We start from the raw sequence: 15,921 nt of genomic DNA on the forward strand, positions 1-15,921 counted from the left end.
GTTACTACGAACACCGGAGAACGACTGAAGTCGTTACTACGAACACCGGAGAACGACTGAAGTCGTTACTACGAACACCGGAGAACGACTGAAGTCGTTACTACGAACACCGGAGAACGACTGAAGTCGTTACTACGAACGGGTGAAGAGAACGTGAAGTCGTTGCTTTACCCAGAACTGAGGATATTGATGCCACAACCAGAGAGAAAGTAAGGGAGAATGAAAACAGACGCGATCCTTGTCGCAGTTAATAAAGATTTGAGCAGATTATGGCTAGAGTTCTTATTGAAAACGTTTACAAAAGTTATGGCGATCGCCGGGAAAAACCGACTCCAGTCCCACCAGATGGGATAGGGAGAACCGATGATACCTCCACCCCGGCGTTAAAACCGGCCCAAATTTTACGGCGAATTAACCTTACCGTGGAAGATGGGGAGTTTATGGTCCTGGTGGGACCGTCAGGATGTGGCAAAAGTACGCTGTTACGCTTGATTGCGGGATTGGAAGAATTAACTGCCGGGAATATTTGGGTGGGCGATCGCCTCCTGAATGACCTCCCCCCCAAGGACCGCGATATCGCGATGGTTTTTCAAAACTACGCCCTCTATCCCCACCTCAAGGTTTATGACAATATTGCCTTTGGGTTACGACGAACTCTGGTGATGAATGAGGCGACATCCGAGGGAACAACGGTCCGAGAGGATGGTGCCTCGGTTCCGAATTGGGCGGAAGATGCCTTAGTTTCGATGACGCGGAATCTCCCGAAATACCTGCGCTATCTTTCGCCAAAAGAACGGGAAGTGGATCAGCGAGTCCGAACCGTGGCGGGGTTGCTGCAAATCGAAGCATTACTCGATCGCCTGCCGAAACAACTTTCTGGGGGTCAAAAGCAACGGGTGGCCCTGGGACGGGCAATGGCGCGAAATCCCCAGGTGTTTTTAATGGATGAACCGCTTTCTAATTTAGATGCTAAATTGCGGGCGGAAACGCGCAGTCAAATCGTCAAGTTGCAGCGGCAGTTAGAGACGACGACGATTTATGTCACCCATGATCAAACCGAAGCGATGACGATGGGCGATCGCATTGCGGTGATGAATGCTGGACAAATTCAACAGATCGCTGCCCCACTGGAACTGTATCACCGACCGGCGAATCTGTTTGTGGCGGAATTTATTGGGTCACCGCCCATGAACTTTATTCCGGTGCAGTTTAAGGCCCCGTTATCTATCGCCCATGACTCATTTCGGTTTACCTTGCCGGAATATTGGGGGACGGCGTTACAAGGGTATGACGGGCGATCGATAATTTTAGGAATTCGGCCCGAACATCTGAGTGTGAGTCCGGCAGCGACTAAAAATATGAAGGTCAAGGTGGATTTGGTTGAGGCGTTGGGTTCGGAGACCTATATTGTGGGTACACTGCCCGGTCATGACCTACCTAAACCGATTCAGGCGCGAATTGAACCGGATTGGATGGTGCATCCGGGGGAGGAGATTTGGTTGGCGATCGCCCTAGAAAAAATTCACCTGTTTGATATGGAAACGGGAATGGCAATTTTTGCCAGCGATCGTTAAAGGCGGATGCTGGGGGGTGATGGCAGACTGATTGCCCCTGCCCCTAATGGCTAATTCACAAAGTTGTCACTTTGGCAAATAATTGTTACAATTTTTAATGAAAGCGAAACAAACCGTTATAAATTGGAGTTTAATCTCATGATAGAACCACAACCACGCAATCGATGGAATTGGGGATTTACGCCGAGTGCAGAAAACTGGAACGGTCGTTTAGCGATGATCGGGTTTATTTCTGCGGTACTCCTTGAACTCACCACAGGTCAAGGTGTTCTGCACTTTTTAGGCATCATGTAAGCCGGTTAAGAACCCATGATTTGACCAGGTATGACAAAATATCGGGGAGTTCCGACGGGAACCCCCGATTTTGTTTTGGGGCCGATGACCTGATGACCAACAGCCAATGACCAATGACCAATGACCAATGACCAATGACCGTTAAATATCTGATGTTAGCCCGATCGTGCGATCGCAATTGGGAGTAGCAGAATCAGAGACGCGATCTATCTAGGATCACTATCTTAGGATCGCGCCTCCCAGATTCAGTATATTTGCCTAGCGAATGTACTCTTTGAGAATGCTATTGCGATTGGGATGACGCAACTTCCGCAGAGCTTTCGCCTCTATTTGACGAATCCGTTCCCGGGTCACATTAAAGATTTGACCAATTTCTTCTAACGTTTTCATCCGGCCATCATCTAACCCATACCGGAGGCGCAGAACATCCCGTTCCCGAGGACTCAGGGTATCCAGAACGCTTTCGAGGTCTTCGCGCAATAGATTTTTCGAGACCTGATCTTCTGGGGTTTCCCCATCGGACTCAATAAAATCGCCCAATCGGGAATCTTCTTCCTTACCAATCGGGGTTTCTAAAGAAATGGGTAACTGAGCAGATTTAGCAATAAATCTCAACTTTTCGATGGTCATTTCCATCCGAGTTGCAATTTCTTCTTCCGTGGGTTTGCGCCCCATTTCTTGGGATAGAAGTTTGGTGGTTTTTTTAATCCGAGAGATCGTTTCATACAGATGAACCGGAAGACGAATAGTCCGGGATTGATCGGCGATCGCCCGGGTAATTGCCTGCCGAATCCACCAAGTGGCGTAGGTGGAGAATTTATAACCCTTTTCGTGATCAAACTTTTCAGCCGCCCGGATTAAACCCAGACTCCCTTCTTGAATTAAATCTTGGAACGAAAGTCCCCGATTCATGTATTTTTTAGCGATCGACACCACCAGACGGAGGTTAGACTGGACCATTTTATCTTTCGCCCGTCTACCGCAATGAAGTCGATGGCGAAATTGACCCAAAGTCATCTTCACCGCATCGGCCCACTCCGCATCGTAGGGTTCGCGATGTAAGTGATCGCAAAGGTGTTCGCGAATTCGCTCTAATTCCAGCAAGTCGGCAATTTTGCGAGCGAGTTCAATTTCTTCATCTGCACGCAACAGTCTAATGCGACCGATTTCTTGCAAATAAAGCCGAATAGAGTCTTCCGTATAATGCTTCTTCTTAGGTTGCGCCCGACGACGAGTCGATCGCGCCTTGGTTGCTTTCGGGTCATCGTCTTCTGAGACTGCCCCTAAAAATTCATCCTCATCAATGGATATGAGAGGTTCGTCATCAGTCTCAATTAATATTTCTAAATCATGCTGAGATTGACCGATGGATTTGATATCGGTGTTCTCAATAGGTGCCAGTACGTTATTAGCCTGGGTCATGCCGCGTTCCTCATGCTCTATCACGAAACAATCAACTAACAAATTTGTGTGATTGGGGGATGTGCTAACACCCTAGCCCATCACTGAGTTTTACGAACCTTTGACCTGTCAAAAGCGGGTCATTACGCAACTGCCTTGGACTCCAAATCAAGAGACGATTGGCTCCGGCGAGAGATCGCCTGTCGGTGATGATGGTCACCACGCGCCCCATTTTTTCTCTTCAGGAGATCAACGGATCCGATGGCTAGTCACGAAACGCCTCACTCAACTGCTGCCGATCAGGAAAGGGGGTTCGATACATCACTTACTAAACACACCTTCAGGGCTATTTAGAAGTGGAAATCAATCAAGATTCTCTACGGTCCCGATAAGACCTTCCCGATTGTAGCCTTTTTCACAAAAATTGCACCTTGGTTTTCATTGTCGTTTGTTTCTGGGGTTCTCATGCCCCGAAATCAGGGGTATCCCGATCTCGCTGCGGGTTGACATGATAACCTTGATCTAGGCACTTTAACAAGGTTCGTCTTGTTTTAGAAGGCATCATGACTGAATCCCTATTCTATTATTCTCCGTGAACGATTGCCATCGACTCAGATGGCTGTACCGATCTTCATTCCCGGGATGTTTTCCCTGATCACTTCCAAATAATCTAAAAACTGTCACTGCACCCATTTTTACTTGATTTCCTTAAATTTACTCACATCCAAAGACTTGGCCGGTACTCAATCAGGCGGTCCTTCAGCATTCATGAGTGGTCAGATTCGGTCAGACCCGGTTTCTCCATCACCCCCTAGTTGCTTGAAATTGTAGCAAACGGTTCAGTCATTGGCGACTATTTTGAATGAAACGAGTCACAAAATCCATCTCTCCATCAAAGAAAGGATGCAACTGATGACTCAGAGGCGATCTCCTCTCAAATTATCCGGACTGGGATGGAGTGTTTTGCTTAAGCTAGATCCCCTCCCTACAGCCAATTGATTGGACATAGTTTTGGTTTTTTGCTTCACCCTTGCCACTGATGATTGTTGAGAAGAAGTTGGACCCCTCCTCTAGCGATTGGATTTGAATGGGTTCCGACAGGAAATGACACAGGCATTTGTGGGAGTACCCCCGAATAGAGCTGACACCAACCGCATCAGAGGGCACTTCGTTTTTCCCCCTTTGGGGAGTTGTGTTTACAGTGCCTCATGAAATGAGTTTTTGGGTGCAACCCCTGCCTTGTCCCAAGGTAGGACAATTATAATCTAGCTGCCCGTTTTTTTTCAGACGACCAACAGTGAACCCCACGGAAGGTCGGTTATGCTTCCCCATCTCAACGGGGGTTGAAATTGCTCTGATTGCGTTTTCAACTCCAATCGTTCCAGCTTACAGACCCCCCGCAAGCGGTTGTTATGGGTTGTTGTTCCATAATGACCTGGTTCAATGACGGTACTTTACTGAGTTATTCTAATCAATCAACCAGAAAGTTGACAGGTTAGAGATGAATCTTAAATTAACATTCCCCCATTTGCGAACGGATCGACATCTGTGTTTTTTTTGTCGAGATCGCGATTGCTGTTATTTTCATTCTCATTGTGACACATCTGGCTCGGTTGGCTTTGATACAGAAAGGGTTTCTTGAACTTCCACAGAATAGATCGATGACTCAATCCTTTTTTTGTGGCACGGATTAGGCTGACGATCGCGATCGTCTCTTGACTTCAGTGGTGATCCGGCTTTTCCCTGGGACATTGATCGCGGTGAAGGAACCCATTATCCCTAGATCAACGCCGGTTGCCAACCCTTGTGTTAAATTTTGTGAAAGTTGTCGCTTCCTATCAGGTTTACCCAGGCTAGAGTGGGCTACAGGACTGCCATAGGCCATCAATTGTAACGAAATGATAACCCGCTCGCAATAACTCGGGAATTAATTCCTCGGCGATCGCCGCCACGTCTTCCCCCCCATGCCATCCATCATGCAAAACAATATGGGACCCGTTCTGCACCTGCCTCAGAATGCGGTCCACCACCACCGATACCCCGGGTCTCCACCAGTCCTCAACCACCACACTCCACATGACTGGACGGTAGTTCCACTGATGCAAATGACGCAAGATCCCCGGCGTAAACAAGCCGTTTGGGGGTCGCACGTCTCGGATCTGGGTTTTGACCTGTTCGAGTTCCAAGTCACAGGCGTGAGCGATCGCCACTTGATTTTTCTCTAAACTCTCCTGTAGTTGAGTCGGACTCAGGCGCGGAAATGACCGATGCTCATATCCATGCAACCCAATCCAATGTCCCCGTTCATACACCGCTTTAGCAACCCAAGGCGATCGCTCCACGCAAACCCCCAGCCAAAAAAAGCTGGCGATGATCCCGTAACGGTCTAACACCTTCAGTAACTGGGGCGTGTATTCCGCATGGGGTCCATCATCAAAGGTCAAGGCGATCGCCGGTTCCGTATTCTGTCCCGACCACAGACACTTCGGAAAGCTCGGTTGGAGAATTCGATAAACCAGCGGATATAAGGGCGCAAATCTCATGAGCAAGTCTTAATTATTCTTTATCAAATGTAACCTTTGAGGCGATTTTTATCCCGGATCCGCCTAAAACAATTTCCGCTCACAAATAGCCCGCTCTCCGGCCCCGAAAACTGGCACTATAAAACTCCCGATTTTACCCTATAATGATAAAAGTTTTTTAATGATTGTGTAAAGAAACTGTCAAAATTGTTTAAAGATAATCGGTCTTGAGCCTTCAACTTCAGAACCCAAATCCAGGGGTCCCCAGCCAAAAATTTACTTTTTCTGGCATTCCTTAATCATTGACCCCTAACCTAATGCCCTCAAAAATCAGGGATTGAGTTAGGCAACAACCTAAACTCAACCCCTCACCGAACCCCTACCTCAAGCGCTCAACCCCATTCAAGAAATCTCTTGTAACAAATCCCCCGGATTGAACCCTGGGGACACCTCCCCGAGAAAACTGACGGCGGTGCGATCGCCCAGTTGCCGATCCACAGACATCCCGACGACTTGAACCGGAGCATCCGTCGCCCCATTGACCCCATTCACCGATGCCCGGTGACGCCGATTGCGCTGCTTTTGAGCATATTCCACCTGCTTGGTTTGGGCGATCGCATAAGCCGGGGTATCCCGAGGAATCTGTTTGAGAATCTCGATCGCTCCCTTAAAATCCTGCTTGCGCGCCCGTTGATAGGCTTCCTGTAACAGTGAATTCCCCTTAATCCGCTGCTTGTCGCGATATTCTCTAATCTTCTCTTGCACCTTGGCATAAGTCGGCGTCCCCGAGGGAATCTTTTCGAGCAACTGAATCGCCTTAGCAAAATCTTTGGCGATCGCCGCTTGGTAAGCTTCGGTTACTAACTGATGCGCTTCCGCTTCGAGGCGGATCCGATAACTTTCTTCATACTCGGGAATTTTAGAAACCGCTTCCTCATAAGCCGGAGTCCCTGGGGGAATCTTCCTGAGTAATTCTAAGGCCCCCTTAAAATCTCTTTCTCCCCCCTTGGCATAAGCAGCTTCCAACCATTCCGGCGTTTGCGGTGCAACTTGCACCGTCGCTTCCTCCACCCAGGGAGTAATTTTATCCTGCCAATAGGCAATCTCAGGAATTGGGGCGGCAGCTTGGATCACTTCGACCCACTGCTGTTCCTGATAGGCTTTTTCTACTATCGGGAATTGGCTCTGAGCTTTTTCCCAGTCTACTCGCCAACGGTCCAGGTTAGTGCGAGCTTCACCATAAGCCTCACTAAAGTTGGGAATCGACTCAGCCAGGGCGATCGCTTTGTCATACTCCCCGGCATGATATTCTACAGCCGCCTGGGTTAAAACTTTCGGCCCATCATCGGCGGTGGAAAAATAAAACAGCGAAGTTAAACCCCCTGTAATCACCAGGGAATTCACCGCAAACCCACTCCACATTCCCAGAAGCAGAATATTAGAACCCTTAAGACTACTCCCCTTTTTCGAGGGGATCGGTTGGGGTGAGAGTGAGGATTGAGCAACGACGGAATCTGGCGTCCCATTCATTTCGGTAGACGACATAGATTCCATTTCTAAAGGTTGATTAGGAACCGTTATCGCTTCAGTCGATGGATCTACAGGGGAGATGGGGGAGATCGGGGAGATCGGGGAGATCGGGGAGATCGGGGAGATCGGGGAGATGGGGGAGATGGGGGAGATGGGGGAGACTCTATCCATCGCATCACTCTGTTCCATCGGATTGGGTGTTGCTGTAGAGGTTAGGGTTACGGGAATTTGAGCCGCGATCGCAACTTCTATCTCTGGGATGGCGGCAGTGTCCTGAGTTTCTTCTCTTGTCTCAGGGGTGGGTATGGATTGAATTTCTATCGGGTAGAGATTGATGGGATGAGACTCAGAAAACTGGAGAAGTTGCAATTCATTCAGAGCTTCGGTGGCAGACTGGTAACGATGTTTGCAGTGATAGCGCACCATTTTGCTTAACAGAGCAACCAACGCCGAACCCACTGGCGCGATCGCATCTGAATGCCAATCAATTTCTCCCGTGTGGGAGTTCACTTCTAAGTCTGCCGGATGCAGTCCCGTTAAGGCTTGAATTGCAAGTAAGCCCAAGGCATATATATCACTGTTGGGACGGGAGTTTCCCGTGAGTTGTTCCGGGGGTAAATAGCCAAAGGTGGCGATCGGCAAGGCGATCGAAGCTTGTCTATATCCCGGAATATTTTCGTCTCGAATCCGTTGGACACTGGCAAAGTCTACGAGGGCGAATTTTCCATCATCGGCGCGTTTAATTAATTTATCCGGGGCGATATTGCCATGAATAAACCCGTTTTGGTGGATGAAATGAAGCAGAGATAAGCCTTCTTTGAGAAACTCCAAACAAGCGCTTTCACTCCATCGCTTGCTACAGCGTTTGCCGATGGGTAGCAGGTGACGGAGTTTAACCCCTTCAATCCATTCCTGAACTAAATAGGAGGAATCAGCTTCGGTGAAACAGTGCAACAGTCGGGGAATGCAGTCGTGATTTCCCAGTTGTTTCAGAGTTTTAGCTTCAATCCCAAATAAGTGTTGCGCTGATTTGAGACAATGGGGATTAGGGGTGGCTAGATTAAGCTGCTTGATGAAACATTTAGGATGGTCTGGGTTTTTTGTATCTTTAGCAATGTAGGTGTTGCCGACCCCATCGGCATTTAAAACTTTAACAATTTGATAGCGATCGGCTAATAAGGTTTCTAATATGGGCATTGACGCGACTCTCTGCATAGAAAGAATTTCCACCTTGACCTTGAGTTTCACAGAGGTTTAGAATCGACCCGATCGCTTGGTTAGAGGCCCCCACAATCTCTCCAACTCTCTGGCATCAAATCGTTGTAGCTGTTCGCTTGACCCTTTGGGCGAGTCGAATCGAGTCAGGTTCGATTGGATGCCATCGGTCCGTTGGGCGATCGCGCTATGCCTTCGATGGGGGATGCACCACTCATCAGCAGTAAAACTACTCACTGCTGAGACCGGGGTTTCTAGCCAAACTAGGAGCTTATTCAGGTATCAGTGCAAACAATGTTCAGCTTTCGGCTTTCTCTATCAGGAATATTGCCCATTATTTTTGAATGACCCGAATTTTCTTCCATTAACCGGGTTTTGATTATCGGGGTATCCTATATAACATTAATTTCAACCCGGGCTGAACCCTGGAACCGGGCAAAAGGTCAGACTCCGCCTTAGTTTGGCCGAAGGCCCCTTCCTCCGCAACTCGGGGGATTTCTCCCAATTTTTTGCCCGTTTAACTCGTATTTAGTGATTACAATAGTCGGGGAAAATTTTAACTATTTTTAATGTTTAAAACCTCTCTATAATTTCTGCATAAAACTTTAAAACTCATTGAAAAAATCAATCGATTTTCATGAAAATTTCCGCTTGACTTTACCCAAATTTCATCGGGGTCTCAAATCCCAACCTAGTCCAGAGGGTATCCAGACTCAAGAAAAACTTTCCCCTGAGAAATGGGGTCAAAACCCCAAAATTTGGACAGATATTCATCAGGTAGGCATAGAACCCCTGGTTCTGGGATGAACCCACCGATGCTGTAAAACACCAAAAAACCCAGGTTGTCCGGATAACCCGTATTTAGCCTGAAAGATATTAAATGCTAAGTAAACTTTTCCAAACTTGTGAGTATAAATGTAGCAATGACCAATCGGTGATATGTCGTGGAACCTCTACCCATTTCCAGTTTTGTCTTAAATTACGGGTTTGGCAAGGTTTTTAAAACTGGCTATCCATTCAATTCAGAATTCATTAAAACCCGTATTTCAGCCTTTAATCGATAAGATAATAGGCTGATTTAACGCTTTCAATTGCATCACACAAAGCAAATAAAGTATTTAAAATAATTATTTTAAATAGACTTTTGATGCTTAACTTCCCCTGTTTCTTTAGTTTAAGATTAAAATATCATGGCTATATTTGTTTTTTCCGTCTTGTTTATTCTGTTCACGATTGAAGTCTTAAACCCCAAGAAATCCAAGAAAAAATCTAATTTACCTGACTCTAAACCTTGCTGTCACTCGAATATCCAGGACCGAAAACCCAACTTAGAAGGCAATCATCCTAAAACGACAAACAAACCTTCAGCAGGAACCCATCCTTCTAAATCCCGTGGATAGAAGAGTCGCAAATCAAGCAATGGCAAACCCGTCCTTCTCTTGCTTCGGGTCAGGACATCCTTGAGTTGTGAGGTTTGTCATCGTAGATCCCATAACACAGCCGTTGCGTGGTAAGTTGTGGGATTGTTTTTTAATTGAGAATTTAGGACTGTGGCTAAATCTGATAATTAAACCGAGGGATTGGGGGAATCTTCATCGGTTCGTTCCCCCAAAATTGAGTAAATAACTGTCTCCTGCTGTTTACCGCGCAGGTGAATTTCAGTCACTTGAACCCCTTGATAGCGATCGCAAACATAATTATAGGTTTCTTCAGTGACCAACAGGTGATAGAGATTATGAGCAACAATCTCTTTATTCAGGGGTTCTACTCGTGCCGCCACATTCACCGTATCCCCGATCGCTGAATAATTCGCCCGTTGTTTGCCGCCGACACTCCCGGCAATCAGCGGACCTGTATGAATTCCCATCCCCACTTGAATCAACGGTTTTCCTTCCGCTTTCATCCGTAGATTGAGTTCTTTTAGCCTCCCATCCATTGCCAAACAAGCGGCGATCGCATTTCTGGCATCCGCCTGAATCTCCTCGGGAGTTTGGCGAGGAAAAGGCAGACCAAACACCGCCATAATGGCATCCCCAATATATTTATCAATCACTCCCCCATGCTCCATAATACATTCAGACATCGCATCCAAATAATCATTCAGCCAGGAGAGTAACTCCCGAGGAGGTAAACTTTCAGAGATGGTGGTAAAACTCCGAATATCCATGAATAAAACCGTCGCAATCAATTCTTGAGGCGGTAAATCTCCCTGGTCAAAAATTTCATCCCGACGGTCCCAAACTAACCGAGCCATTTGGGGCGAAATTTGTTTGGCAAAAAGCTGCATAAGCTGTTGTTTTTCGTAGCGATCGCGCAGTTGGACGATGATTCCCGCTAACAGCATGGTGCCGATGGGTGCAGCAACGGGAATCCACCAATTTCCCCAAGTAAAAGCAGCTAAAGCGATAGCCAACCAAGCTAGAGGAAACCCCAATGCTGCTGCAATCTGAAGTTGTGCCAATCCGAAGCGCATTAGAGCGCGATCGCTCCACAGCCAACTCATGGATAAACTAATCCCAATTAAAATCAACCCCGTTATAACTGAGGGAATCCGTTTTAAAAATCGTCCCTCTAACCCATTATCCAAAATTGCTGCATGGACATAGACCCCGGTAATCGGCTGAAGGGGCGAAATTTTGCGGTCAATGCCGGTGGCGACAAACCCAACTAAGACCAGTTGATTCTCAAAAGCATCTGGAGAAACGCGACCCTCGACCACATCCACGAATGAATAAGTCGGGACTTGCTGAATTCTTCCCGGCCAATTAATCCAGACATTTTGAAAGTCAAACTCTGGATAAGGCTTAACAATGGCCTGGGGTGGAATTTGATTGAATAATGTCTCAGGATTTTGATGTTCCGAAACTTGCAGCAGGGCTAAACTCAAGGTCGGTATTCCATTAAACCAAACTGTTCCTTGACGGCTGATGCCATCACTATCTGGTTCATGAAGAATATGACCGATCGCCGCTGCTGCATCCTTTAAAACGGGTAAAGGTTCTTCTTCGGGACCGGCACTGGCGAGAATCGTTTTGCCATTGGCTTGAATTGCGCGAGCAAAGGATTCATCTTGAGGACTCGGGTCCAGAAATAGAATATCAAACCCAATGGCGCTCGGGGAAGAAGAGTTAAGAGCATTCAGGAGTTCGACATAGCGATCGCGAGACCAGGGGAACTGTCCGTAATCCTGCAAACTCTTGCCATCAATGGCAATCACCGTAATCCGGGGATTCCATTTGAGTTCGGGACGAAGATTAAACAGCACCCCATACCCCAACCGTTCTAGGGGTTGCCATGCACCGCCTAACCCCATTGTCACGGAGATCGCCGCTGCGATCGCGCCGGGGAACAAAGGATGATGAGTTTTCCAATAACCTTGTAGCCACTGTCGAAATCCCACAAAATGCCCTAAAAACTCCATAGAACGGAATCCAGATTTGAGGAATTCGGATGATTTATTGAACCGGAATGGAATAGACTCGTTCTCGGACTGCCGGTCCGCGCACGACAAACCGGAGTCGTCGGGAGACGGGTCTGGGTATCAACAGGGAAAAACTGCCATCGGGATTGGTAGCAACAGGTTCACCGTTGAGCAACAAGATATCTGGACTATCAATTTTACCGTGAATGAGAACTCGACTGGAACCCCGGGGTTGGGTGACGAGCAATTCAAGTTTGGAAGCAGCAGGAATCGGTTGGGGCGCAGTGGGCCCCAAACCGGGGGCGATCACGGTAAATTGTCCGTTACCGAGCAGGACTTCTTGTCCGAGTGCGCTGGCGCTGACGCTGCCATCAACGGTCCGGACTCCTGTTTGACCGTTGGGTCCGACATCGACTCCAAAGGAGGTGCCGCGCACTCCGGCGACTCCGGTGGGGGTCCGGACTCTGAAGGGGGAATCTCCGGTGCGGTCCTGGGTTAACAGGGGGTCTTCTAGGGAGAAGGGGAGGGTCTTCAGGGCGATCGCCTCTCCATTAAGTTCGGTTGCCAAATCACGGGTTAACCGTCCCAGGGAAAATCTGACCTGTCCCTGGCGGACAAATAGCTCGACATTACCATCGGCAAGGCTTTCGATCTCAAACTCGCTGAGTTCATCCATTTCTAGGCTGCCCCGAAAGTTGTCAAATCGCAAACGAGCGCTGGAGTTCTCTCCTGCGGCCCAGATGCCAGTCGCCGGTTGGAAACAGTCCCCGATTTGAATGGGACGGCCTTCAAAGGTGACGGTCCCTCGGAGGGATTCTACTCTCATTCCTCCGGCGCAACTGCCGGTCGTCTGTGCGAATAAATCAGGGCTTAAAGGCTCCTGATTTTGGGAAAAGAGGGGGAGGGGGCGACTTTCCCCAGGGTTTAAGGAGGCGGGGATGCCTTCCTCGGGCGCTTCTAGGGCCAAGACGCTCTCTGGGGGGGTGAATTGAGGTCCTTCTACAAACGAGAGACCTCCCGGGGGAAGGTCTCTGTGGGTCTGGGTTTCCGGTTGAATGTCCGGGGAGGCGATCGCCATTGCTGGAGTGGGAGTTAAAGCGGCGATCGCTCCCCAGGATAATAATATGGCTCGGACAATCTGAGGTAAACCTAAAACAGGGGTGGAAATATTATTCATCTGCTTGGATATTTTATGGAAGTATTTTTAGAGCATATCGGCGCGATTACACCAAACCCACGACGAACTGAGATTCTCCAGAAGTTTCCTCTGGGATAGATTCGTCTTTCGCTTCCGCGAGCACTCAAGGCTGATGCTTCAGTCTCTTAAGTACAATATAGAGGCACCCCAGCCTGAATCTCTATCAGGTTTCCAATTCTTGATCTGCCAATCCGGAGCTATTTTGAGTCTCCTCTCGGCTTGGGTTGGGTCTGAACCGGACCCCAAGTGCGGGCTGGTCCTCCACTTGTGGCTTCAACAGGGCTACATCCCCAAGGGGACAAAGACCCATCTGATTCGCCAATGCCACGGGACAATTCCGGGGGAATTGCGCGACTGGAATTTACGAGTTGAGACAATACCCTAGGGCTAAATAACCCAGGGCTGTTCCGTTGTTTAATTAATAATCCCTGCCTTTACAAGATTTAGCCAGATTTAAGCGTTTTTTATGGGTTTACATCAACGGGTTGGGAAAGGGCTGGATTGGACGGGGAGATAGATGTGTTGTGGGATTTTTGGAAACATAGACCCAAAATTGCACTAAACAAAATCACGCCATAGACCAGGTAAAGATGGATCGGGCTCAGTGACAGGCTCAAAGAAAATTTTGAGGGTCTTGTCGAACCCACGACGGTTTCGATGGGATTGCGTTCCGGTAAAGAATCGGCTAAGGCGGATCCATCTAATCCCAAGGCATCCCCAAGGCGACGGATAAACCCTCGGACGTAGATATCTTGGGGTAATTTCTCGATCGCCCCGGTTTCGAGGGCGCGGATCTGATACTGGGGGACATGGGTCAAGTTGTAGAGTTCTTCGCGAGAGAGTCCTTGCTGTTCTCTGCATTCTTGGAGTTCTTGACCCAGTTGCCGCAGGGTCTCTTCCCAGGGGCGATCGCTGTTGAGTTCGATTCGATCGCTGATCCCCGTCATGAATGGGTCAGTTTCTGTGGGTCTGATTGCCGTCGCATTCTCTAAATTTGTTCGACTCAGCAGAGTCTCTTCCTCTGCTGACTTGGGTCTGGACACTCCAGTAAAATCAAAGGCTAAATTCGATCCTGTCATTACGATTTTCTCCGTGCTTTAGGGGAACAGATTCTCATGTAGAAGTGTAAAGCGTCAAGATGTGGGGTAACACCCCTCAGATGTATAACCCCTCAAGTGATAACAACTCTCAGTGGAATTTGTCTACTCTCCAATCAGGGCCAGGTCCCTAATCACCCAAGTTTTGGGTAGAAACCCCGGTTAAAAAATCGGCGACGATCGCATTGAAAGTCTCTGCAGTCGCTAAAAACGGCCAGTGATTACCTGGAATCCGATGGAGAGTCAGATTTTTGAGATAAGTTTTGTAAGGTTTCATTTGCCATTCGGCGCGATTAACACCCTGTTCGGGTTGAATGAATAGGGTCGGGGTACTTAGGGGTTCGGTTAATCCGTCCACGCGCAGAACATCCTCAAAAATGCCATCTCGGGCGGCGATCGTAAACTTACTCCCCCACTCTCCATTGGGTTTTTCCTCAATCCCTTCTTGAAAAACCTGTTGTTGCAGGGGACTCCACCCGCTGTACTGATCCAACTGCTGCGCCTGCATCTGTGCCGCTTCGTAGCTGGGAAAGGGTCCCATCATTTTCAGGCAAGCTAAAGTCCGATAGAGGATGGGAAAACTCAGCTTCATGATCGACGGCATCTTGGTGATAAAGATAGGGTCCACCAAAATCATGCTGTTAAAGCGATCGGGATGCGATCGCGCCCAAATCGGGGCGATTTTCGCACTCCAAGAATGAGCCAAAACATTAGCCGATCGCCAATTGAGATGCTGGAATAATCCTTCGAGATCCCCGAGTACATCTGAGGTGGTGTAACCCTTCACAGGTTTACTGCTATAACCGTGTCCTCGCAAATCCGGCGCAATAATATGATAGCGATCGCTCAGGTATTCCCCTAAACTCGACCAAACCAGCGCATGGTCTCCCAACCCATGCAACAACAATAACGGCTCTTTTCCCCGATTCCATTCCAGATAAGAAAGCTGGAAATCAGGAAAATTCAGGGTGTGACGGGTTGGCATCATCGCAGGTGTAGATTTTAGATTTTAGATTTTAGATTTTAGATTTTCGGTAAAAAATTGGCAATTGAGGATTCTACGGACTTCCCAGGGGCGATCGTCACCCCACCCCCAATCTTATGGCAAATCGGACAAGTTATGCGATCGCATCCCTTGAACGATTTGCGCCTAAAATATGCTATAATTTCATTTCTTAGTCCAGTTTGACATCAGATTAAACCTTTGAATCAAAAGCAGATCGCATTAGGAGTATTTTGGACCATTTCTGGCCTAACTCTAGCCCTCTGGATACTCAGAGGTCTCCGGATTTTGACCGGAATTTCCAGTGGTGTCCTCTGGCTCTTAATTTTTCTGTCCATTACCTTCGGGGTCCTTTATCGTCTCCAAACCCCCAGACGCTATTAACTTAATCCGATTTATTCATCCTCACCTGTTCAGCGACAACCGTCGGGGGTTCAAACGATTGGCGGCCTGTAGGGGCGCTTCGCGAAGCGCCCCTACGTCGGTTAAAACCGACTAAAACAACAATCTTCAGTCGCTCTCATAAGTTCGTAGTAACGACTTCAGTCGTTCTCTTTTTTTGTTCGTAGTAACGACTTCAGTCGTTCTCTTTTTTTGTTCGTAGTAACGACTTCAGTCGTTCTCTTTTTTTGTTCGTAGTAACGACTTCAGTCGTTCTCTTTTTTT

The 15,921-nt window shown here is 48.0% G+C and carries 12 protein-coding genes; 4 read left to right on the forward strand and 8 right to left on the reverse strand.

Features of this window, described 5'->3' with window-relative positions; all coding sequences use genetic code 11:
• Positions 1–269: 269 nt before the first annotated feature.
• Positions 270–1,574: an ABC transporter ATP-binding protein gene (locus NG833_RS21325; RefSeq protein WP_254567287.1), complete on the forward strand. Its 1,305-nt coding sequence runs from the start codon at positions 270–272 to the stop codon at positions 1,572–1,574.
• Positions 1,575–1,712: 138 nt separating this feature from the next.
• Positions 1,713–1,868, forward strand: a complete 156-nt coding sequence (locus NG833_RS21330; RefSeq protein ID WP_256556103.1) for a chlorophyll A-B binding protein — start codon at positions 1,713–1,715, stop codon at positions 1,866–1,868.
• A 258-nt stretch (positions 1,869–2,126) separates the two neighbouring features.
• Here NG833_RS21330 and rpoD read toward each other — a convergent pair whose 3' ends face one another.
• The 4 genes from rpoD to NG833_RS21350 form a co-directional block, all read right to left on the reverse strand.
• Complete coding sequence (rpoD, locus tag NG833_RS21335) at positions 2,127–3,290, reverse strand: RNA polymerase sigma factor RpoD (RefSeq protein ID WP_254567298.1); 1,164 nt, start codon at positions 3,288–3,290, stop codon at positions 2,127–2,129.
• 1,832 nt (positions 3,291–5,122) lie between these two features.
• Positions 5,123–5,812, reverse strand: coding sequence for a polysaccharide deacetylase family protein (locus tag NG833_RS21340; RefSeq protein ID WP_254567288.1), 690 nt, complete (start codon positions 5,810–5,812; stop codon positions 5,123–5,125).
• A gap of 381 nt (positions 5,813–6,193) precedes the next feature.
• Entirely contained in the window at positions 6,194–8,518 is a 2,325-nt protein-coding gene (locus NG833_RS21345) for a serine/threonine-protein kinase (protein WP_254567289.1), read from the reverse strand.
• Positions 8,519–8,575: 57 nt separating this feature from the next.
• Positions 8,576–8,773 carry a hypothetical protein gene (locus tag NG833_RS21350; protein WP_254567290.1) on the reverse strand — a complete coding sequence of 66 codons (198 nt, stop codon included), beginning with the start codon at positions 8,771–8,773 and terminating at the stop codon, positions 8,576–8,578.
• Positions 8,774–9,726: 953 nt separating this feature from the next.
• Between NG833_RS21350 and NG833_RS21355 the strand changes: the two genes are divergently transcribed.
• Positions 9,727–9,936 (forward strand): hypothetical protein, encoded by a 210-nt coding sequence (locus tag NG833_RS21355; protein ID WP_254567291.1) that lies wholly within the window; start codon positions 9,727–9,729, stop codon positions 9,934–9,936.
• 167 nt (positions 9,937–10,103) lie between these two features.
• On the opposite strand, the gene NG833_RS21360 is transcribed toward NG833_RS21355, so the two are convergent.
• From NG833_RS21360 to NG833_RS21375, 4 genes are all read right to left on the reverse strand, one after another.
• Positions 10,104–11,957 (reverse strand): CHASE2 domain-containing protein, encoded by a 1,854-nt coding sequence (locus NG833_RS21360; RefSeq protein ID WP_254567292.1) that lies wholly within the window; start codon positions 11,955–11,957, stop codon positions 10,104–10,106.
• Positions 11,958–11,991: 34 nt separating this feature from the next.
• On the reverse strand, positions 11,992–13,134 hold the full coding sequence (locus NG833_RS21365) for a FecR domain-containing protein (RefSeq protein WP_254567293.1): 1,143 nt from the start codon (positions 13,132–13,134) through the stop codon (positions 11,992–11,994).
• A gap of 485 nt (positions 13,135–13,619) precedes the next feature.
• Positions 13,620–14,234: a RodZ family helix-turn-helix domain-containing protein gene (locus tag NG833_RS21370; protein ID WP_254567294.1), complete on the reverse strand. Its 615-nt coding sequence runs from the start codon at positions 14,232–14,234 to the stop codon at positions 13,620–13,622.
• 148 nt (positions 14,235–14,382) lie between these two features.
• Positions 14,383–15,240 (reverse strand): alpha/beta fold hydrolase, encoded by an 858-nt coding sequence (locus NG833_RS21375; protein ID WP_254567295.1) that lies wholly within the window; start codon positions 15,238–15,240, stop codon positions 14,383–14,385.
• 54 nt (positions 15,241–15,294) lie between these two features.
• Here NG833_RS21375 and NG833_RS21380 point away from each other — a divergent pair, with 54 nt between their 5' ends.
• Positions 15,295–15,441, forward strand: a complete 147-nt coding sequence (locus NG833_RS21380; RefSeq protein WP_254567296.1) for a hypothetical protein — start codon at positions 15,295–15,297, stop codon at positions 15,439–15,441.
• Positions 15,442–15,921: the final 480 nt, after the last annotated feature.

Source organism: Oscillatoria sp. HE19RPO, assembly GCF_024220515.1.
GTDB lineage: Bacteria > Cyanobacteriota > Cyanobacteriia > Cyanobacteriales > Laspinemataceae > Laspinema.